The following is a 19,167-nucleotide window of genomic DNA, read 5'->3' on the forward strand; positions in this document are numbered from 1 at the left end:
TCAACTTTTCGTTGAGCTTTTTATCTTGAATAAAGGTAAAGGAGATCACACGTATGAATTTGGATTTCTCAGCGACAATACCCCAAATTCCTTTTATATTGGAAGGCCTTGCCGTCACATTAAAAATTGTGCTCGTATCAGCGGTCATCGGCCTTGTATTAGGCATCATTCTCAGTCTGTTTAAAATCAGCACGATCAGTCCGCTGAAATGGATTGCGAATTTTTATACTTCAATTTTTCGCGGCACGCCGCTCGTGCTGCAGCTGATGATCATTTATTTCGGTATGCCGCAGCTCCTCGGCTTTCAGATCGACCAATTTTGGGCTGCGGTCACCGCCTTATCGCTCAATTCTGCCGCTTACGTCTCTGAAATTATCAGAGCGGGAATCAACGCGATTGACAAAGGACAAAAAGAGGCTGCCGTCGCTCTCGGCGTGCCGTACGGAAAAATGATGAAAGATCTGCTGCTGCCGCAGGCGTTCAAAAACATTTCTCCGGCCATTATAAACGAATTAATCACTTTGACGAAAGAATCGGCTATCGTCACGGTTATCGGTCTCGGCGATATCATGAGACGGGCCTACCAGTCCGGCGCCGCAACATACAACTATTTAGAGCCTCTTATTGTGGCGGGCTTAATCTATTACGTGCTCGTTTTGATTTTAGCATTCATCGGAAAAGGCGTAGAAAGGAAGCTGAAAGCCAATGATTAAGGTCGACAACCTTTCAAAATCATTCGGGAAACATGAAGTATTGAAAAACATTTCAACACAGATCCAAGAAGGTGAAGTCGTCGCCGTCATCGGGCCTTCCGGCTCGGGCAAATCAACGTTTCTGCGCTGCTTAAATCTGCTGGAAACCCCGAGCGGCGGAACGATTGCCATTAAGGAAAAAGAAATCACCGCCGCTAAAACGAATAAACTGAAAGTGCGGGAAAATATCGGCATGGTATTTCAGCATTTTCATCTGTTTCCTCATAAAACGGTGCTTGATAATATCACATACGCGCCGGTCAGTGTGAAGAAAGAGTCCAAAAAGGCGGCGGAAGAAAAGGCGTGCGCGCTCCTCGAAAAAGTCGGGCTGCTTGAAAAACGGAACGACTATCCGAACCGCTTGTCAGGCGGGCAGAAGCAGCGCGTCGCCATCGCGCGGGCGCTTGCTATGAATCCTGACATCATGCTGTTTGATGAACCGACCTCAGCCCTTGACCCGGAAATGGTCAAAGAAGTCCTTGAGGTGATGAAAGAGCTCGCGCAGACGGGCATGACGATGGTGATCGTCACGCACGAAATGGGGTTTGCCAAGGAAGTCGCAGACCGCGTATTATTCATGGATGATGGCACAATAGTGGAAGACGGGCCGCCGGAAGAATTTTTTCTTTCTCCGAAGTCAAAAAGAGCACAGGACTTTTTAGAAAAAATATTATAAAATATAACTGTAAGAAAAGAAGAAGAATGCTCTTCTTCTTTTTTTTGAGAACGAAACAAACAGAATGGAGCAAGCAATGTTTAAAATCGGTTACCGCACACTAAAGACCGCACTTGGAACGGCGCTGGCCATTTATTTAGCCCAGCTGTTGCATCTGCAAAACTTCGCATCCGCAGGAATCATCACCATATTGTGCATCCAAATTACGCAAAAGCGGTCGCTTCAGGCCTCGTGGGCCCGATTTGCCGCCTGTTTATTGGCGATCGTCTTTTCATATGTCTTTTTCGGACTGATCGGCTATTATCCGTTTGTGATCGGAATATTGCTCGTGCTGTTCATTCCGACTACAGTCGTTTTAAAAATAAACGAGGGGATCGTCACCAGCTCAGTTATCATTCTTCATTTATATATGTCCGGCGGCATTACGCCGGCGTTTATCTGGAATGAGTTCCAGCTGATCACCGTAGGTATCGGCGTCGCGCTGTTAATGAATCTGTATATGCCGAGCCTGGACAGAAAACTTGCGGCGTACCGGAAAAAAATCGAGGACAACTTTGCCGTCATCTTCGCCGAAATCGAACGATATTTGTTAACAGGTGAGCAAGATTGGACGGGGAAAGAAATACCGGAGACGCATCAGATGATTCAAGAGGCGAAAAACCTCGCGTACCGGGACGTGCAGAATCATATTTTGCGCCATGAAAATCTCTACTATCATTATTTTAAAATGAGACAGAAACAATTTGAAATTATCGAAAGGCTGCTGCCGAAGATTACCTCTGTTTCAATAACGGTGGAGCAGGGAAAAATGATTGCCCATTTTATCCATGAATTAAGGGAAGCCATTCATCCCGGCAATACCGCCCATAAATTTTTAAAAAGACTGGCGGAAATGAGAACGGAATTTGAAGAAATGCCGCTCCCGGCAACACGCGAGGAATTTGAAGCGCGGGCGGCTTTATTCCACCTGCTCGGTGAGATGGAACAATATCTCGTGATTAAAAGTTATTTCAAAGGCATCAAGCTGTAAAAAACACATGAATTATCGCATGAGTCCCCCGTTCATTGGTCATTCTAATGAAAAAAGGAGGGGAGCCCATGCGATTTTTTTTATTGTCAGCTGTTCTGCTGCTGTCTCCGCTTTGGCCGCTTGGCGCGAATCCTTTGCCGGGTGACCCTTACATTATCGTCAATAAAACCAAAAATGCGCTTGCGGTTGTGAAGGATAATCGAATAGAAGGCATTTATCAGGTGGCGACGGGAAAAACAGATGATCTGACACCTGAAGGAGAATTTACGGTAACGGTCAAGGCTGTAAATCCGTATTACCGGAAGAAAAATGTAGAGGGAGGCGCGCCGGAAAATCCGCTCGGCGTCCGCTGGATCGGTTTTGATGCGAAAGGAACCGACGGCAGGATATACGGCATTCACGGAACAAACAGAGAAGAGCTGATCGGAGGGTTTGTATCAAACGGCTGTATCCGCATGAAAAACCGGGATGTCATCCATATTTTTCGGATTATCCCTCCCGGAACAAAAGTATTGATTACAAAAGAAAACCGCTCATTTGAGGACATTGCAAAAGAGCGGAAAGCCCTCATAAAAAAGCAGGAAACCCCCGTGCAATGAGGCGCCCGCTTTTTTATCGCAAATACATCATAATGCCTGAGAGGACTGTTGACAGTATAAATACGCCTAAAATGACGATGACGGCGCTTTTCATGAATTTCTGAGACATCGTTTCACTCCTTAAGATTACTGTCTATCATTTTAACGTGTTTTGCTTGTATGAACAAGCCATATCCTATGACAGAAAGCAGGTGCCCGCGCGATGAAAAAACTTGATCATATCGGTATTGCCGTCAGCTCTATTGATGCCGCAAGAGGATTTTATGAACGGATGCTGGGGCTTACGTATATAGGAGACGAATTGGTAAACGGCCAAAATGTGAAAGTTGCTTTTTTAGAAGCGGGGAGCACAAAACTTGAGCTGATTGAGCCGCTGTCAGAAGCGTCTCCCGTCAGCTCTTTTTTACAGAAAAGAGGCGAAGGGCTGCATCATTTGGCGTTCAGGTGCGCCGATCTTAAGGAAACGATCAAGGAGCTTGAATCAAGCCGCATGACTTTGATCCATCATGAACCGCAAAGCGGAGCGGGCGGGAAGAAGGTCGCATTTCTCTCCCCGAAAGAGGCGAACGGGGTTTTGATTGAGCTTTGTGAAACAATTGAAAAAGGAGAAACTCAAGATGAGCATGAGTGACCATATCAGACATTTAAACGAAAGACGTTCCTTTTTAACAAACGGCGGCGGTGCGGAAAGAAATGAAAAACAGCACAAAAAAGGCAAGCTGACGGCAAGAGAAAGAATTTCCTATTTATTGGATGAAGACAGTTTTTCAGAGCTTCAGCCGTTTGCCAAAAGCCGCATGCCCGAATGCCAGAATGCTCCGGGAGACGGCGTCGTTACTGGATACGGGACAATTGACGGACGGCCCGTGTATTTATTTGCTCATGACTTTACCGTTCTCGGCGGGACGCTCGGTGAGACACATGCCGAAAAAATCGCGGCGGTGATGGATCTGGCGGCTAAAAATAAAACCCCGATCATCGGACTGAACGACTCAGGTGGTGCGAGAATTCAGGAGGGTGTGGTATCATTAAATGGATACGGTCATATTTTTAGGCGGAACGTCCTTTACTCGGGAGTGATTCCGCAAATTTCTGTTATCCTCGGGCCATGTGCCGGCGGTGCTGTTTATTCACCCGCTCTGACGGATTTTGTGATTATGGCGGAACAGACGTCGCACATGTTTATTACAGGCCCTAAAGTCATTGAACAGGTGACGGGTGAACAGATTGACGCGGAAAGTTTAGGCGGTGCGGGAATACATAATGTGATAAGCGGAAATGCCCACTATTCCGCACGAACGGAAAAAGAGGCTCTTTCCGCGGTGAAAACCCTGCTTTCTTATCTCCCGCACGGCAGACAGACGTCAGTGCCCGTTAAAAAGGAAGACATCAGACCGTTATTAAACACCCTCGTTCCCGCAGACAGTTCGAAACCTTACGATGTGTTACAGGTGATAAAAGAACTGGCGGATGACGGAACGTTTTTTGATATTCAGCCGTATTTTGCCAAAAACATTGCTGTCGGTTTTCTGAAGCTCGGACGTCGCACGGTCGGTTTTGTCGCAAACCAGCCGAAACATTTGGCGGGGAGCCTCACGATTGATGCCGCTGACAAAGCGTCGAGATTCATCCGTTTTTGCGACGCATTTCATATTCCGCTGTTAACGATCGCTGATGTTCCCGGATTTCTGCCGGGCCTTCAGCAGGAGCATGCGGGAATCATCCGTCACGGAGCAAAATTGCTGTATGCTTTTGCCGAAGCGGCGGTGCCGAAAGTGACGCTCATCATCAGAAAAGCTTACGGAGGCGCTTATGTCGCCATGAATTCGAAAGGGCTCGGAGCTGATCTTGTATTTGCCTGGCCCAATGCGGAAATTGCCGTGATGGGAGCAGAAGGCGCGGCATCGATTTTATACCGCAGAGACATACAAGCTTCTGACGATCCGGAAAAAACGAAGCTCGAAAAAAAAGCCATATATGAAAAGGAAAACGCTGGTCCGTATAAAGCGGCTGCCTGCGGTATGGTGGATGACATCATCCGGCCGGAAGACTCGAGGAAAAAATTGATTCAGGCATTTGACATGCTTGCACATAAGGAAGAGGAAAGACCGAAAAAAAAGCACGGTAATATACCGCTTTAAACGGAGGAACTGAAAATGGTAAACGAAAAACGCCTGCTTGAAGAATTTCTGGAACTTGTTCAAATTGATTCAGAAACAAAACACGAAGCGGAAATCAGCAAGGTGCTCAAACAAAAATTCACTGATTTAGGATTGAGCGTAAAAGAAGACGATACAAAAGAAGTGACGGGGCATGGAGCCGGCAACTTAATCTGCACCTTAAAGGGCACAAAAGATGCGGATACGATTTATTTCACATCGCATATGGACACTGTTGTTCCGGGAAAAGGCGTTAAGCCGATTGTGGAAGACGGCTATGTCAAAACCGACGGCACGACGATTCTAGGCGCTGATGATAAGACGGGCCTTGCCGCAATGTTTGAAGCCATTAAAGTGCTGAAAGAACAAAACATCGAGCACGGAACGATTGAATTCATCATCACGGCCGGAGAAGAATCAGGATTAGTCGGAGCAAAAGCAATGGATCGTTCAGACATTACCGCGAAATACGGTTTTGCGCTTGATTCAGACGGAAAAGTCGGCAACATTATTGTAGCCGCGCCGACACAAGCGAAAGTGAGAGCAACCATTTTCGGAGAAACGGCTCATGCGGGAGTAGAACCGGAAAAAGGCATCTCCGCGATTACAATCGCATCAAAAGCAATCTCAAAAATGCCGCTCGGCCGTATTGATAAAGAAACAACGGCTAATATCGGACGTTTTGAAGGAGGCACGCAAACCAATATCGTCTGCGATCAAGTTGATATTCTGGCTGAAGCGCGTTCGTTAGTGCCTGAAAAAATGGAAGCGCAAGTGCAGAAAATGAAGGAAGCTTTCGAATCTGCGGCAGCTGAGATGGGAGGCCGCGCAGAAGTGGACATCGCGGTCATGTATCCGGGTTTCAAATACCAGGACGGCGATCAGGTTGTGGAAGTCGCGAAAAAAGCGGCGGCAAAAATCGGCCGGCCGAGCGAACTTCAGACGAGCGGCGGCGGAAGTGACGCGAACATCATTGCCGGCCACGGCATTCCGACAGTCAACCTGTCAGTAGGTTATGAACAAATCCATACGAAAAATGAAAAAATGCCGATTGAAGAGCTCGTCAAAACGGCGGAAATGGTTGTTGCCATTATCGAAACAGCAGCCAACTAAAAACGAAGCACCCAATGAATTGGGTGCTTTTTTTCGTAAGATCCACATGAAAAAACCTGCCGGAATTCACACGGCAGGTTCAATGTTATGATTTTGCGGGCTCCGCCTGAGCCGCAGCTTGTTTCTTTTTATGATGCGTCTGCTGTAAAAGCACGTTCTGCACTGTTAAAAACAGTCCGCTTGTAAACCAGTAAAGCGGAAGCGCAGCCGGTACGTTAAGTGAAAAAATGGTCATCATGACAGGGAAAATAAAGACCATGATTTTTGCTGACTGCATCGCGGCCGGATTTTGAGCGGCCGGTGAATATTTCTCGTTTAACTTTTGGGAAATATAAGCCTGTAAGAAATACATGGCGCCCGCGCACAGTGATACAAGAATATCAGAATGCCCTAAGCTGAACCACAGAAACGAGTGTGAAGCGATTTCCGGTGTTGAGCGGATGGCGTAATAAAAACCGATCAAAATCGGGAATTGCACCAGCATCGGAAGGCATCCCATTGCCATCGGATTCAGATTGTGCTCACGGTAAAGCTTCATCATTTCCATTTGCAGTTCTTTTTGTTTCTCCGCATCTTTCGTTTGTTTCATTTTAGCCTGGATGCTGTCGATCTGCGGTTTGATCACAGCCATTTTTTCCTGGAACACCCGCTGTTTCTTAAATTGGTTCACAAACAAAGGCAATACAACGATCCGGACGATAATCGTCACCAGAATAATCGACAGTCCGTACTCACCGTGGAACAGGCCCGCCACACCTTTTAAAAGTGCCGAAAACGGCTCGATCAGGTAATCGTGGAAAAAACCGATATTCCCGAGGCCTCCCGTCTGAGTCTGAGATGTCGCCGCAAAAGCCGAGCGGCCTGTGCACAGTACGATAAAAAATAATCCGAAAGCTATCCATTTTTGATATGTTTTAGACAATTATGTCTCCTCCTTTTTATCTTCACTTGCCGTTATAAAAGGAGGAAGCTGACATCTTCATCATCATTCGCCGGTGAATTCATGCGGATGACTTTACGTATCCAAGTTGTAATGCGATGATATATAATAATAAGAAAGTCTGTTCGGTTCAGCTGAACGACTGCTTGATGTTCATCTATTCGTTTCGTTCTCCAATGCTCGCCTGCGCGGCGCTCACGCAATAGAAAAGCGATGCCGATCGCGGTCAGAGCGGGAAGAATAATTGTGAAAAAATCGACTAAAAATAAAAAGTCATTCATTGACTCAAGAATCATTTTATCACATCCATTCAGCTCTTATTTTACTACATATATATAAGGTTGTCTATGAAAGGAAAGGAGGCGCCGGGAGTGGCCGGAAAAGGGAGAATTATATTTCATATCGATATGAACAGTTTTTATGCCTCTGTAGAAATGGCGTATGATCCGACTTTAAAGGGAAAACCTCTCGCCGTTGCCGGAAACGTGAAGGAACGGAGAGGAATCATCGTCACCTGCAGCTATGAAGCGAGAGCGCGGGGCGTAAAGACCACCATGCCGGTGTGGCAGGCGAAACGCCTCTGTCCGGAACTCATCGTCGTTCCTCCGAATTTTGACCGCTACCGGAGTTCGTCAAAAGAAATGTTCAGCATTCTGAGGGAGTATACGGATTTAGTCGAGCCTGTTTCTATTGATGAAGGATACATGGATATTACGGACACACCGCACGGACACAGGGCGTATGAGACAGCCGCAGACATTCAGGCAAGGCTGCAAAAAGAGCTTTTGCTTCCGTCAAGCATCGGCATCGCTCCGAATAAGTTTCTCGCCAAGATGGCGTCTGATATGAAAAAACCGCTCGGCATCACCATTTTAAGAAAAAGAGAGCTGCCGGACATATTGTGGCCTCTCCCGATCGAAGAGATGCACGGTATAGGAACGAAAACTGCGGAAAAAATAAAAACGCTCGGCATCAAAACGATCGGTGATTTGGCAAAAGGAGATGAACGGGCGCTGAAAATGCTGCTCGGCATAAACGGGCCGAGGCTGAAGGATAAGGCGAACGGCATCCACCGCGCAGAAGTCGATCCCGAACGGATTTATGAATTTAAAAGCGTCGGCAACTCATCCACCCTTTCGCATGATTCGGCTGACTGGGATGAATTAACCGGCGTGTTTGACCGCCTCGCGCTGTCTGTAAGCGAACGGCTCCAGCGTAAGGAGGTCATGGCCTGCCGGCTGTTCATCATGATCCGCTATGCGGATTGGAAAACGGTCACAAGAAGCATGACCCTCAGCAATCCGGCTGATCAGAAAAAAGACATCATGAATGCGGCGATGGAACTGTTTGACAAGCACTGGAACCAAAACCCGGTGAGACTTCTCGGCATCACCGGAACGGAACTGGTCGAAAAACAGCAGGCGTATAAACAGCTTGACCTGTTTTCATTCAAGGAGGATGCAAAGGAAGAGCCGATTGTTCAGATGATGAACGAGCTGAATGAAAAATACGGCCGGCACATGATCCGAAAAGGCGCCGTCATGAAAAAAGAAGAAAGCAAAACAAGGGGAACGAGCTTTAACAGAGACTTTTTTCAGGATGAAAAGAAAAGGTGAATAACTTGAAAAAAGGGGTTATGTATGATAATTTCTTTAGTATAAATATCATTTTATTTTAATTTAAATTTTAAAATGGTTAAACGTTTGAAGAAGGGACGTTAGAATATGTCAAAACAACAAATCGGAGTTATCGGTCTTGCGGTAATGGGTAAAAATCTGGCTCTTAACATTGAAAGCCGGGGATTTTCTGTGTCTGTATACAACAGATCAAGCAGCAAAACGGAAGAGTTTTTAGAAGAGGCAAAAGGCAAAAATGTTGTCGGTACATACAGTATCGAGGAGTTTGTCCAGTCTCTTGAAACACCCCGCAAAATTTTATTAATGGTTAAAGCGGGAACTGCAACGGATGCGACGATTCAATCTCTTCTTCCTCATCTGGAAAAAGACGATATTTTGATTGACGGCGGAAATACATACTATAAAGATACACAGCGCCGGAACAAAGAGCTTGCCGAAAGCGGTATTCACTTTATCGGGACGGGTGTATCAGGCGGTGAAGAGGGAGCGCTTAAGGGGCCTTCTATTATGCCGGGCGGCCAAAAGGAAGCGCACGAACTCGTGAAGCCGATTTTGGAAGCCATTTCTGCTAAAGTGGACGGAGAAGCTTGTACGACATACATCGGCCCGGACGGAGCGGGGCACTATGTGAAAATGGTGCACAACGGTATCGAATACGGTGACATGCAGCTGATCTCTGAGTCTTATTTCATTTTGAAACAGGTGCTCGGACTGTCTGCCGAAGAGCTTCACGAAGTATTCGCTGAGTGGAACAAAGGTGAGCTTGACAGCTATCTGATCGAAATCACGGCTGACATTTTCACTAAAAAAGATGAAGAAACGGGCAAACCGCTTGTTGACGTCATCCTTGATAAAGCAGGCCAAAAAGGAACGGGTAAATGGACAAGCCAAAGTGCTCTTGACTTAGGCGTGCCGCTTCCGATTATCACTGAATCTGTTTTTGCGCGTTTCATTTCCGCAATGAAAGAAGAGCGTGTGAAAGCAAGCAGCCTGTTGTCCGGGCCTGACGTTAAGCCGGTCACTGAAAACAAAGAAGAGCTGATTGAAGCGGTCAGAAAAGCGCTCTTCATGAGTAAAATCTGTTCTTACGCACAAGGTTTCGCCCAAATGAAAGCAGCGTCTGAAGAATATAACTGGGATCTGAAATACGGTGAAATCGCGATGATCTTCCGCGGCGGCTGTATCATCCGCGCGGCGTTCCTGCAAAAGATCAAAGATGCGTATGACCGTGAACCGGAGCTTGACAACCTGCTGTTAGACAGCTATTTCAAAAACATTGCAGAAAGCTACCAAGGCGCCCTTCGCCAAGTGATTTCACTTGCCGTAGCCCAAGGCGTGCCGGTACCTTCGTTCTCAAGCGCACTTGCATATTACGACAGCTACCGTACGGCAGTGCTTCCTGCAAACTTGATTCAAGCGCAGCGTGACTACTTCGGCGCGCATACGTACGAACGCACGGATAAAGAAGGCATTTTCCATACTGAATGGATGAAGTAATGAAGAAGCCCCCGCAATAACTGCGGGGGCTTTTCTGATATGTAAAAACCGCGGGCCTTATGAACAGCGCCGCGGTTTTTTAATTTCTTCTTATATATTCCACCAGTGAAGGCCGTCTTTTTCTAAGAGGTCGTCTGAAGCCTTAGGTCCCATTGATCCGGCTTCATAATTCGGGGAAAGGGTTTTGTCGGCTGCCCATGTTTCGGAAATCGCGTCGACGAAATTCCAAGAAAGCGCTACTTCGTCCCAATGGGCAAAGTTCGTTGCATCGCCGAGCAGACAGTCGTGAATCAATTTTTCATAAGCTTCCGGTGTGTTCATTTCGTCACTGCAGTTGCTGCAGTAATCCAGCTTAATCGGCTGAGCATGTGCGGCCCCGCCTAGTTTTTTAGCATTCAGATATAAAGTGATGCCTTCATCCGGCTGGATGTGGATGACAAGCAGGTTCGGGTTTACATTCGTTTCATTGCCGTAATATAGGTTCATCGGAATGTCTTTAAATTGAACGACGATTTTCGTTGATTTTTCTTTCATCCGTTTCCCTGTTCGGATATAAAACGGAACGCCGGCCCAGCGGAAGTTGTCGATTAACAGCTTTCCGGATACGAATGTTTCTGTATTGGAATCCGGTGCTACGTTTTGTTCATCTGTATAGCTCGGTACAGAGTTTCCGTTGATCGTTCCCGCTTGGTATTGTCCGCGGACGAAGTAATCGCTCACTTCATTTGGAGCGACAGGGCGGAGAGCTCTCAGCACCTTCACTTTTTCGCTGCGGATTTCTTCCGTGTTCAGTTTAATAGGCGGTTCCATCGCTAACAGAGCGACCATTTGTAAAATGTGGTTTTGAACCATATCGCGGAGTGCGCCTGATTTTTCATAATATCTCGCGCGATCCTCAACGCCGAGATCTTCACTTGACGTAATCTGGATGTTTGAGATGTAGCGGTTATTCCAAAGCGGTTCAAAAAGCGCATTCGCAAAACGGATGACTTCGATGTTTTGAACCATTTGCTTGCCCAAGTAATGGTCGATCCGATAAATTTGATCTTCTGTGAAAGCTTCCCGTATTTCTTTGTTAAGCTCTTTCGCACTCGGCAGGTCATGGCCGAACGGCTTTTCAATTACGAGACGGGACCAGCCTTTTGTCGCTGTGACACCTTCATTTTTAAGCGATTTTGCGATTGTGCCGAAAAACTCAGGGGCCATTGCCAAGTAAAACATTCGGTTGTTCGGGATTTCATATGTATGTTCAAGCTGATCAAGCAGGACATTCAGCTCCTGATAGGAACCCGGATTCGTTACATCAAACGGATGGTAATAAAAATGAGATGTGAAATCATCTATGTCTTTTTGCCCAGCCGAAGAAACAGACGTTTTAACGGTTTCACGGAGGTCCTCGTTTGACCAAGGTCTTCTTCCAACACCTACAACTGCAAACTCTTCACCAATCTGACCATTTTTATATAAACGGTGAATGGATGGGTAAAGTTTTCGTTTTGCCAAATCCCCTGTGGCACCAAATATTACAATTACTGCTTTTGGTTTGTCGTTTGTTTTCACTTAGAGTACCTCACTTTATCTGAAGCATGGTTTAAAACCCCGCATATTTCCTTCATTTTAAATCTAAAATTCGTTGAAAGCAAATGTTTCAGCCTGTTTTTTGAGGTTTGCGGAAAAAAATTAATCAGGCCGGAGAAGCCCCGGGTGAATTCACATTTTCAGCCTGATCCTGTATCCTTAGTAGTACAAAGATCTAGGAGGAAGCATTGTGGAATTATTATTTTTAGGGACGGGGGCCGGCATGCCGGCAAAGGCGAGAAACGTAACGTCCGTCGCGCTGAAGCTTCTTGAAGAAAGGCGTTCCGTATGGCTGTTTGATTGCGGAGAAGCCACTCAGCATCAGATATTACATACAACACTCAAACCGAGGAAAATTGAAAAGATTTTCATCACCCATCTTCACGGTGATCATGTTTACGGTCTTCCGGGTCTGTTGGGAAGCCGGTCATTTCAGGGCGGTGAAGAAGAGCTGACGATTTACGGGCCAAAAGGCATAAAAGCATTTATCGAAACAAGCCTGAATGTGACGGCGACCCATTTGACGTATCCTCTTACCGTACATGAAATTGAAGAGGGAACGGTTTTTGAAGATGAGCAATTCATCGTTACCGCAGCATCCGTCATTCACGGTGTAGAAGCGTTCGGCTACCGTGTACAGGAAAAAGATATTCCCGGTGCATTGCAGGCCGGCAGACTGAAGGAAATGAATATTCCGCCCGGCCCCGTCTATCAGAAGATCAAAAAAGGCGAAACAGTCACGCTTGATGATGGAAGAATAATTGATGGACAGGATTTTTTGGAGCCGCCGAAAAAGGGGAGGATCGTCGCTTTTTCAGGGGATACCCGGGCATCAGAGCGGGTAACCGAGCTTGCGCGCAATGCCGATGTACTTGTTCATGAAGCGACGTTTGCCAAAGAAGATGCAAAGCTTGCGCATAATTACTATCATGCGACGACAGAACAGGCTGCACAAACGGCAAAAAAAGCAGGCGTGAAGCAGCTGATCTTAACTCACATCAGCGCAAGGTATCAAGGCGAATCGCCGATAGAGCGTCTGGAACATGAGGCGAAAGCGGTATTTGAAAACAGCAGGATCGCATTTGACTTCATGGAAGTCACAGTGGAACGCTCTTAAAAAATGGACGCTTGACATATTGATTTGAGGGTATATAATAAAACGGAATAATTACGATTTGATCGAGAGGTGAAAATGATGCGTGTGAATGTAACATTGGCCTGCACAGAGACAGGGGACAGAAACTATATCACGACGAAGAACAAACGGACGAATCCGGATCGATTGGAAATGAAAAAGTATTCACCCCGGTTGAAAAAGTATACTTTACATCGTGAGACGAAGTAGATCACGATAAAAAAGCCATTGTGCTCAGGCACAATGGCTTTTGTTTTATGAGTTTACCGCCTGATAGGCCGGAGCATTCATTTGCTTGCGCGCCGCACACCAAACATCATAAATGGCAAGGTGGACGATATGCGGTTCATCGTGGTGAATGGCATGAGAACTGTTTTTGGCCTGAATCCATCCGCTTTGATAAGAGACATCAAGCATGCTTCTGTGCAGTTTCATCCATTCTTCATGAGCGGGCTTTAAGCGCTCATCCCGCTCTCCGGATGATAAAATCAACAGCGGCATATCGTTAAAATGAATCTGCTGGTGCTTGATCTGCCGAAGGCTCGTCAAAAATTCCGCGTGTGATCCTTCCAATTTGAACTGTTTCAAATAGGCGGCTTTCATTTCTTCGGGAAGAAGCGGAAGCACTTTCGTCTCCTGATCTTCAGAAACCGGGTCAAGGAGAACCATCCCGAGAATATCCCGACGGTTTCGGCTCGCCCAAAGTCTGCTGATAATCGTGCCGTATGAATGCGAGACGACAAGGTAAGGAGGCTTGACGCCCGCCTTCAGCAGAAGGGCGTTTAATTCCTGTACCATGTGATCTGCCGTTCGCTTGTTTCTGCTTTGGCCGCTTTTGCCGATTCCGGCTCTGTCATATGTGAAAACCCCAAATTCTTCATCTATGTCAGTGAGTAATGGTGTCCATGTTTCAGAAGAAGTGCCGCAGCCGGCTTCAAAGACGATCGTCACTTCGCCGGCACCTTTACGGTGTTTTGTATAAAACGGACAGCCGTCAATCAGGTATGTCCTTTCCATCCATGCTGCTTTCATTGGAGTCATCCCCTCTAATTGGTTCTATAAGGAAGACGGAGATGCTTCGGCGATCGTTTCTCAAAAAATAAAAAAAGAGACAGCCGATGATAAAAATTCCGGCTGTCTCTTCTGTCACCATGCTCTGTCGTATTGAACCGGCGACGGTATTTCAGTATTCAGCTGCTTCGCTGCACTTCTTGCAAAATGCGGATCGCGCAGAAGTTCTCTCGCGACAAAAATAAGGTCAGCGCGGTTGTTTTGCAGAATTTCTTCAGCCATTGTCCCTGTCGTTATCAAACCGACGGCGCCTGTTGCGATTTCGGCCTGCTCACGGATTTTCTCCGCAAAGCTCACTTGATAGCCGGGGAAGACGTTAATATCAGCTTGAACGAGTGCGCCTGAGCTGCAATCAATCAAGTCGACTCCCTGCTCCTTCATCCACTTCGCAAAGCCGATATGATCGGCAATGTCCAGACCCTTATCAGTATAATCAGATGCGGAAACACGGACAAATAGCGGTCCGTCCCAGACTTCCTTGACGGCTTCAATGGTCTCGCCTAAGAAGCGGTAGCGGTTTTCATGTGAGCCGCCGTATTCATCTGTACGGTGATTGGACAGCGGTGACAAAAATTCGTGCATTAAGTAGCCGTGTGCCGCATGAAGCTCGATAATGTCAAAGCCGGCTTTTTTCGCACGCGCCGCGGCCTGTTTGAATTCCTGAATGGTTTCTTTAATTTGTTCTATCGTCATTTCAGCCGGTGTTTTGGACTGCTCATCGAACGGAATGGCTGAAGGAGCGTAAATTTCTCCGTCAAGCTCTGCTTTACGTCCCGCGTGCGCGAGCTGAATGCCGATTTTAGACCCTTGCGCTTTCACCTGTTCTGTCAGTTTGGCAAAGCCTTCGATATGATCGTCGCTCCAAATGCCCAAATCCTGATCGGTAATACGTCCCTGCGGATTAACGGCTGTCGCTTCAACGATAATCAGACCGACCTGACCGATTGCACGCGATATGTAGTGCGCCATATGAAAAGGCTGCAGTTTTCCGTCCTTCTCATGTGAGGAATACATGCACATCGGTGCCATAACAATACGGTTTTTGATCGTTACATCTTTAACGGTCCATGGTGTAAATAATTTTCTGGCCATTTATTTCGCCTCCCGGAATGTTTTTAGACATTGATTATAACAACTCATGATCATCCAGTCATATAAACTGCTCACAGCTGAACACATCGTTCTTATTGTTCTGAACGGGCATTTTTCTTATACACATCGGGGCCGTATCTTCATAACAGGCATTTACAGCCGATCATTTAGCAAATATAGATGAGAAACGCACCGATGACTGCGTGGCGTCCTTTGAACCAGATTGTCAGGATGAAAATACTGCCTTGAAAACAAAAAGTCTGACCGTGACAGTGGTGAGCGGGGTTATTTTGATGTCGGGCTTTCGTCTGTTTATATAAAAAGGGCATCAACGGCACATGCTGTTGATGCTTTTTTTGAAATGCTAGGGTTTGGAGAGCACTTCAATTCCGACGTTGACCATTTTGTCCAGTCCCATAAAAGACAGGCAGATTTTGGCGCGTCTTTTTCTTTTATCGATCTTTTTAATAATGCCTTCCATTCCTTTAAGAGGCCCTGAGGCAACGGTTACTTTTGAATTTTCAATATAGACTTTTGAATAATCTACAGTGTCTCCTTCTCCGATCAGCCTGATAATAGGGAGGATTTCTTCATCCTTAATTGTCGTGAAATAGGTTTTACGCTCTTTGGAATAATATGCGCCGTTATTCACGATTCTGCATGAAATGGGGAGTTCTTTGATTTTATGAAATGTCCGCTCTGTCATCTTTGTTTTAAACAGCACATATCCCGGAAACATTTTTTTGAGTGCCTCGTATTTGATTCCGGCTTTTCGTTCTGTGACTTTTTTCTTGGGTATGATTGAGTAGAGAGCCTGCTCATCAAACTGCAGACGCAGAAATTTTTGCACTGCTTCTTCTTTTCCCGACTCTACAAAAAGTGCGTACCATTTCATGACTGGATCCTCCTTAGAATAATAAGAAATTATTATACAAAGAAAGTATTTAATGGATAATATTTAAAATGATTAAAAAATTTTCTATTTCGTCTTTTTTTTACATAATATATGAAAATGAAAAATAAGTATAGACCCAATTGACAGAGAAGCGATGAATTTTCTTTGACATGAAAAGGGTTCAGAGAATTATCTGACATTTTATCCACCGAACATAAAACTGTGAAATAAATGTCAGAAAATAAAGAAAAAACCCCTTGACATTATTATCTATAAATTGATATTATTCTCTTTAAATAGCAACTATTTGTTAAATTTATTAAATTAAAGTAAAGCACCTATTAAATTTCAATCGCTGTTTCGGCACGTTGAAGAGGAAATAGGGATTATAAAAATGATTGTAGTGTATATATCTACATATACATGATAAGGGAGAAGTGTGCCGTCACGGCTGTTTTCGGGCATATTGGCACTGCAGCTTGTCATGAGAAACATTCAGTAAACAAGCAATATGTTTTTATGTAAATTATGTTAGAAAAGGAAAACACAATGCGTTTGCGATTTTTAAACCTGTGCTGAATCGCAAACGCGTTTGTGTTTTTATTTTTATGCCGGTGTTTACACCAGTCAATATATGAGATAAGAGACGTTTTTGTATTGAGAACCACATGTGGTGTGCAAAATTGACGATGCGGAAAGGATGAGGATGAGATGCTTACGTTTGTTTTCCCGGGGCAGGGTTCTCAATTTAAAGGAATGGGAGGCGGACTGTTTGATGAATTTCAAGATCTGACACGTCAGGCTGATGACATATTAGGCTACTCTATAGAAGAATTGTGCCTGGAGGATCCGAATCACCAGCTGGGGAAAACGCAATTTACCCAGCCGGCGTTATATACGGTGAGTGCACTCAGTTATTTAAAGAAAATGAAAGAGTCCGGCAGAGAGCCTGATTACGCCGCAGGGCACAGTTTAGGAGAATATAATGCGTTATTTGCGGCCGGCTGCTTTGATTTTGAGACCGGTTTGCAGCTTGTAAAAAAAAGAGGGGAGCTCATGAGCAAGGCAGCTCCCGGAGGCATGGCGGCGGTTTTGGGGTTTACGGCTGAACAAGTAAAAGATGTTTTATCCGATTATCATCTGACCGGCATTGATATCGCTAACCATAATTCACCTTTGCAAATTGTGATCGCCGGAACGAAACAAGACATTGAAAAAGCGCGCCCCGTCTTTGAAAAAGCCGGCGTGAGAATGTACCTTCCTTTAAATGTGAGCGGCGCTTTCCATTCCCGCTATATGAAAGATGCTGAAAAAGAGTTTGCGGATTATTTAGAAGAAACGGCGTTTTTGCCTCTTCGTTTTCCGGTGATCTCAAATCTTCATGCCGCACCTTATAAGAATGATGAAATCAAAACAAATCTGACTTTGCAAATGACCAATCAGGTAAAGTGGACGGACACGATACGCCGTCTGATGGGACTTGAAAATAATGAAATTACAGAAGTCGGGCCCGGGGAAGTGCTGACAAAACTGACGCGGCAGATTAAAAAAGATGCCGTCCCATTACCTATGCCGAAAGAAGAGTCTGATATTGCTGATGTTACAAGTGCGGCAGCTGATTCACAAAAAACGGCGGGAATGAGATTAGGGAACGAAGATTTTAAAAAAGATCATAACATCCAATATGCTTACATGACGGGCTCCATGTACAGGGGAATTGCTTCGGAACAGATGGTCATTAAAGCGGCAAAAGCGGGAATGCTGGGCTTTTACGGAACAGGCGGATTGAGTATCGAACGGATCGGACAGGCCATCGGAACCATCCGGTCTGCACTGCGGCAAGGGGAAACATTCGGAATGAACCTTCTTCATCATATGATGTCACCTGACAAGGAAGTCAGAATGATAGATTTATATTTGAAAAACGGCATTCATCTTATTGAAGCATCGGCATTTATGGGCATAACCCCCGCTCTCGTTATATACAGGGCAAAGGGATTAAGCAGGAATCATGACGGATCGGTGTCAGTTCAAAACAGAATCATCGCGAAAGTATCCCGGCCTGAAGTCGCTGAGGCCTTTCTGAATCCGGCTCCGGCTCATATGCTGGAAAGACTTGTGTCTGACAATCGGCTGACAGCCGGGGAAGCGGCGCTTGCAAAAGAAATTCCGATGGCTGATGACATTTGCGTTGAAGCAGATTCAGGAGGGCATACCGACCAAGGGATTCCGTATACTTTAATGCCTGCCATGATCAGACTCAGAGACCGCATGATGGAGAAGCACGGTTATGCGAAAAAAGTAAGAATCGGCGCAGCCGGCGGCATCGGCACTCCGGAAGCTGCTGCTGCCGCGTTTCTGCTCGGCGCCGAATTTATCGGAACCGGTTCTATTAATCAATGCACGGTCGAAGCCGGGACAAGCGATTCAGTGAAAGATCTGCTTCAGGAAGCGAACGTGCAGGATACGTCATATGCTCCCGCGGGAGATATGTTTGAAGCGGGAGCAAGGGTGCAGGTGCTGAAAAAAGGCCTGTTTTTCCCGGCCAGAGCCAATAAACTCTTTGACTTGTACAGACAATACAATTCTTTAGATGAAATAGATGAAAAAACGAAAACATTAATTGAAGATAAGTATTTCCAGCGCAGTTTTGAAGAAGTGTATGAGCAGTTGAAACATGATAAATCTCCTGAACAGATCGCCAAAGCCGAACAGAATCCGAAACACAAAATGGCGATGGTATTTAAATGGTATTTTTCCCATACGACGAGGCTCGCTCTGGAAGGAAAAAGCGAAAGTAAAATAGATTACCAAATTCATTGCGGCCCTGCACTCGGCGCATTTAATCAATGGGTGAAAGGAACCCCGCTTGAAAATTGGAGAAACAGGCATGTCGATCTGATCGGCAAACAGCTCATGGAAGAAACAGCCGGTCTTCTTGCGCAACGGCTGGTATCGATTACAGGCTGAGTATGACCGGACATTACATTTTT

At 45.7% G+C, this 19,167-nt stretch carries 19 protein-coding genes; 12 read left to right on the forward strand and 7 right to left on the reverse strand.

Annotated elements, in window-relative coordinates; all coding sequences use genetic code 11:
• The first annotated feature begins 53 nt into the window (after positions 1 to 53).
• From ACH32G_RS12705 to ACH32G_RS12720, 4 genes are all read left to right on the forward strand, one after another.
• Positions 54 to 713, forward strand: a complete 660-nt coding sequence (locus tag ACH32G_RS12705; protein ID WP_448814411.1) for an amino acid ABC transporter permease — start codon at positions 54 to 56, stop codon at positions 711 to 713.
• Positions 706 to 1,428, forward strand: coding sequence for an amino acid ABC transporter ATP-binding protein (locus tag ACH32G_RS12710; protein WP_016939037.1), 723 nt, complete (start codon positions 706 to 708; stop codon positions 1,426 to 1,428). Before ACH32G_RS12705 ends, ACH32G_RS12710 begins: the two co-directional genes overlap by 8 nt.
• A 76-nt stretch (positions 1,429 to 1,504) precedes the next feature.
• On the forward strand, positions 1,505 to 2,458 hold the full coding sequence (locus ACH32G_RS12715) for an aromatic acid exporter family protein (RefSeq protein ID WP_016939038.1): 954 nt from the start codon (positions 1,505 to 1,507) through the stop codon (positions 2,456 to 2,458).
• 68 nt (positions 2,459 to 2,526) lie between these two features.
• Positions 2,527 to 3,057, forward strand: a complete 531-nt coding sequence (locus ACH32G_RS12720) for a L,D-transpeptidase (RefSeq protein ID WP_016939039.1) — start codon at positions 2,527 to 2,529, stop codon at positions 3,055 to 3,057.
• A 13-nt stretch (positions 3,058 to 3,070) separates the two neighbouring features.
• On the opposite strand, the gene prli42 is transcribed toward ACH32G_RS12720, so the two are convergent.
• Positions 3,071 to 3,166, reverse strand: coding sequence for a stressosome-associated protein Prli42 (prli42, locus tag ACH32G_RS12725; protein WP_016939040.1), 96 nt, complete (start codon positions 3,164 to 3,166; stop codon positions 3,071 to 3,073).
• Between the two features lie 93 nt (positions 3,167 to 3,259).
• On the opposite strand from prli42, the gene mce reads away from it, so the two are divergent.
• The 3 genes from mce to ACH32G_RS12740 are packed head-to-tail and all read left to right on the forward strand — an operon-like array spanning position 3,260 to position 6,329.
• Positions 3,260 to 3,688 (forward strand): methylmalonyl-CoA epimerase, encoded by a 429-nt coding sequence (gene mce, locus ACH32G_RS12730; protein WP_016939041.1) that lies wholly within the window; start codon positions 3,260 to 3,262, stop codon positions 3,686 to 3,688.
• The gene (locus ACH32G_RS12735) at positions 3,681 to 5,198 is read left to right on the forward strand and encodes an acyl-CoA carboxylase subunit beta (protein WP_155816762.1); all 1,518 of its coding nucleotides are present in this window, start codon (positions 3,681 to 3,683) and stop codon (positions 5,196 to 5,198) included. The genes mce and ACH32G_RS12735 overlap by 8 nt, the downstream gene beginning before the upstream one ends.
• 15 nt (positions 5,199 to 5,213) lie before the next feature.
• A complete protein-coding gene (locus ACH32G_RS12740; protein WP_045927160.1) occupies positions 5,214 to 6,329 on the forward strand; it encodes a M20/M25/M40 family metallo-hydrolase in 1,116 nt (371 codons plus the stop codon).
• Positions 6,330 to 6,414: 85 nt separating this feature from the next.
• Here the strand turns inward: ACH32G_RS12740 and ACH32G_RS12745 are convergent, their stop codons facing one another.
• Positions 6,415 to 7,251, reverse strand: a complete 837-nt coding sequence (locus ACH32G_RS12745; protein ID WP_049626980.1) for a membrane protein insertase YidC — start codon at positions 7,249 to 7,251, stop codon at positions 6,415 to 6,417.
• 32 nt (positions 7,252 to 7,283) lie between these two features.
• Positions 7,284 to 7,565 (reverse strand): hypothetical protein, encoded by a 282-nt coding sequence (locus ACH32G_RS12750; RefSeq protein WP_003153239.1) that lies wholly within the window; start codon positions 7,563 to 7,565, stop codon positions 7,284 to 7,286.
• A 75-nt stretch (positions 7,566 to 7,640) separates the two neighbouring features.
• On the opposite strand from ACH32G_RS12750, the gene ACH32G_RS12755 reads away from it, so the two are divergent.
• Together ACH32G_RS12755 and gndA are read left to right on the forward strand one after the other, a co-directional pair.
• Entirely contained in the window at positions 7,641 to 8,885 is a 1,245-nt protein-coding gene (locus ACH32G_RS12755; protein ID WP_448814412.1) for a DNA polymerase IV, read from the forward strand.
• Between the two features lie 108 nt (positions 8,886 to 8,993).
• Positions 8,994 to 10,403 (forward strand): NADP-dependent phosphogluconate dehydrogenase, encoded by a 1,410-nt coding sequence (gene gndA, locus ACH32G_RS12760; RefSeq protein ID WP_007408395.1) that lies wholly within the window; start codon positions 8,994 to 8,996, stop codon positions 10,401 to 10,403.
• 90 nt (positions 10,404 to 10,493) lie between these two features.
• Here the strand turns inward: gndA and zwf are convergent, their stop codons facing one another.
• Complete coding sequence (gene zwf, locus ACH32G_RS12765) at positions 10,494 to 11,963, reverse strand: glucose-6-phosphate dehydrogenase (RefSeq protein WP_016939206.1); 1,470 nt, start codon at positions 11,961 to 11,963, stop codon at positions 10,494 to 10,496.
• Between the two features lie 208 nt (positions 11,964 to 12,171).
• Here zwf and rnz point away from each other — a divergent pair, with 208 nt between their 5' ends.
• Together rnz and rpmG are read left to right on the forward strand one after the other, a co-directional pair.
• Positions 12,172 to 13,098 (forward strand): ribonuclease Z, encoded by a 927-nt coding sequence (rnz, locus tag ACH32G_RS12770; protein WP_342007928.1) that lies wholly within the window; start codon positions 12,172 to 12,174, stop codon positions 13,096 to 13,098.
• A 78-nt stretch (positions 13,099 to 13,176) separates the two neighbouring features.
• The gene (rpmG, locus tag ACH32G_RS12775; RefSeq protein ID WP_003153246.1) at positions 13,177 to 13,326 is read left to right on the forward strand and encodes a 50S ribosomal protein L33; all 150 of its coding nucleotides are present in this window, start codon (positions 13,177 to 13,179) and stop codon (positions 13,324 to 13,326) included.
• Between the two features lie 45 nt (positions 13,327 to 13,371).
• On the opposite strand, the gene ACH32G_RS12780 is transcribed toward rpmG, so the two are convergent.
• From ACH32G_RS12780 to loaP, 3 genes are all read right to left on the reverse strand, one after another.
• Positions 13,372 to 14,148, reverse strand: coding sequence for an alpha/beta fold hydrolase (locus ACH32G_RS12780; protein ID WP_448814413.1), 777 nt, complete (start codon positions 14,146 to 14,148; stop codon positions 13,372 to 13,374).
• 114 nt (positions 14,149 to 14,262) lie between these two features.
• Entirely contained in the window at positions 14,263 to 15,279 is a 1,017-nt protein-coding gene (namA, locus tag ACH32G_RS12785) for an NADPH dehydrogenase NamA (protein WP_016939203.1), read from the reverse strand.
• A 364-nt stretch (positions 15,280 to 15,643) separates the two neighbouring features.
• Complete coding sequence (gene loaP / locus ACH32G_RS12790; protein ID WP_003153257.1) at positions 15,644 to 16,174, reverse strand: antiterminator LoaP; 531 nt, start codon at positions 16,172 to 16,174, stop codon at positions 15,644 to 15,646.
• Between the two features lie 711 nt (positions 16,175 to 16,885).
• Here loaP and fabD point away from each other — a divergent pair.
• Positions 16,886 to 19,144, forward strand: coding sequence for an ACP S-malonyltransferase (gene fabD, locus ACH32G_RS12795; RefSeq protein ID WP_016939202.1), 2,259 nt, complete (start codon positions 16,886 to 16,888; stop codon positions 19,142 to 19,144).
• Positions 19,145 to 19,167: the final 23 nt, after the last annotated feature.

Source organism: Bacillus sp. CIS52, assembly GCF_053545315.1.

Coding starts and splice junctions, on each gene's coding strand:
- ACH32G_RS12780 (WP_448814413.1), bottom strand. CDS start 14,148: ATGAAAGCAGCATGGATGGAAAGGACATACCTGATTGACGGCTGTCCG.
- prli42 (WP_016939040.1), bottom strand. CDS start 3,166: ATGTCTCAGAAATTCATGAAAAGCGCCGTCATCGTCATTTTAGGCGTA.
- ACH32G_RS12715 (WP_016939038.1), top strand. CDS start 1,505: ATGTTTAAAATCGGTTACCGCACACTAAAGACCGCACTTGGAACGGCG.
- mce (WP_016939041.1), top strand. CDS start 3,260: ATGAAAAAACTTGATCATATCGGTATTGCCGTCAGCTCTATTGATGCC.
- ACH32G_RS12735 (WP_155816762.1), top strand. CDS start 3,681: ATGAGTGACCATATCAGACATTTAAACGAAAGACGTTCCTTTTTAACA.
- ACH32G_RS12705 (WP_448814411.1), top strand. CDS start 54: ATGAATTTGGATTTCTCAGCGACAATACCCCAAATTCCTTTTATATTG.
- ACH32G_RS12710 (WP_016939037.1), top strand. CDS start 706: ATGATTAAGGTCGACAACCTTTCAAAATCATTCGGGAAACATGAAGTA.
- rpmG (WP_003153246.1), top strand. CDS start 13,177: ATGCGTGTGAATGTAACATTGGCCTGCACAGAGACAGGGGACAGAAAC.
- ACH32G_RS12740 (WP_045927160.1), top strand. CDS start 5,214: ATGGTAAACGAAAAACGCCTGCTTGAAGAATTTCTGGAACTTGTTCAA.
- ACH32G_RS12720 (WP_016939039.1), top strand. CDS start 2,527: ATGCGATTTTTTTTATTGTCAGCTGTTCTGCTGCTGTCTCCGCTTTGG.
- loaP (WP_003153257.1), bottom strand. CDS start 16,174: ATGAAATGGTACGCACTTTTTGTAGAGTCGGGAAAAGAAGAAGCAGTG.
- gndA (WP_007408395.1), top strand. CDS start 8,994: ATGTCAAAACAACAAATCGGAGTTATCGGTCTTGCGGTAATGGGTAAA.
- namA (WP_016939203.1), bottom strand. CDS start 15,279: ATGGCCAGAAAATTATTTACACCATGGACCGTTAAAGATGTAACGATC.
- ACH32G_RS12750 (WP_003153239.1), bottom strand. CDS start 7,565: ATGATTCTTGAGTCAATGAATGACTTTTTATTTTTAGTCGATTTTTTC.
- fabD (WP_016939202.1), top strand. CDS start 16,886: ATGCTTACGTTTGTTTTCCCGGGGCAGGGTTCTCAATTTAAAGGAATG.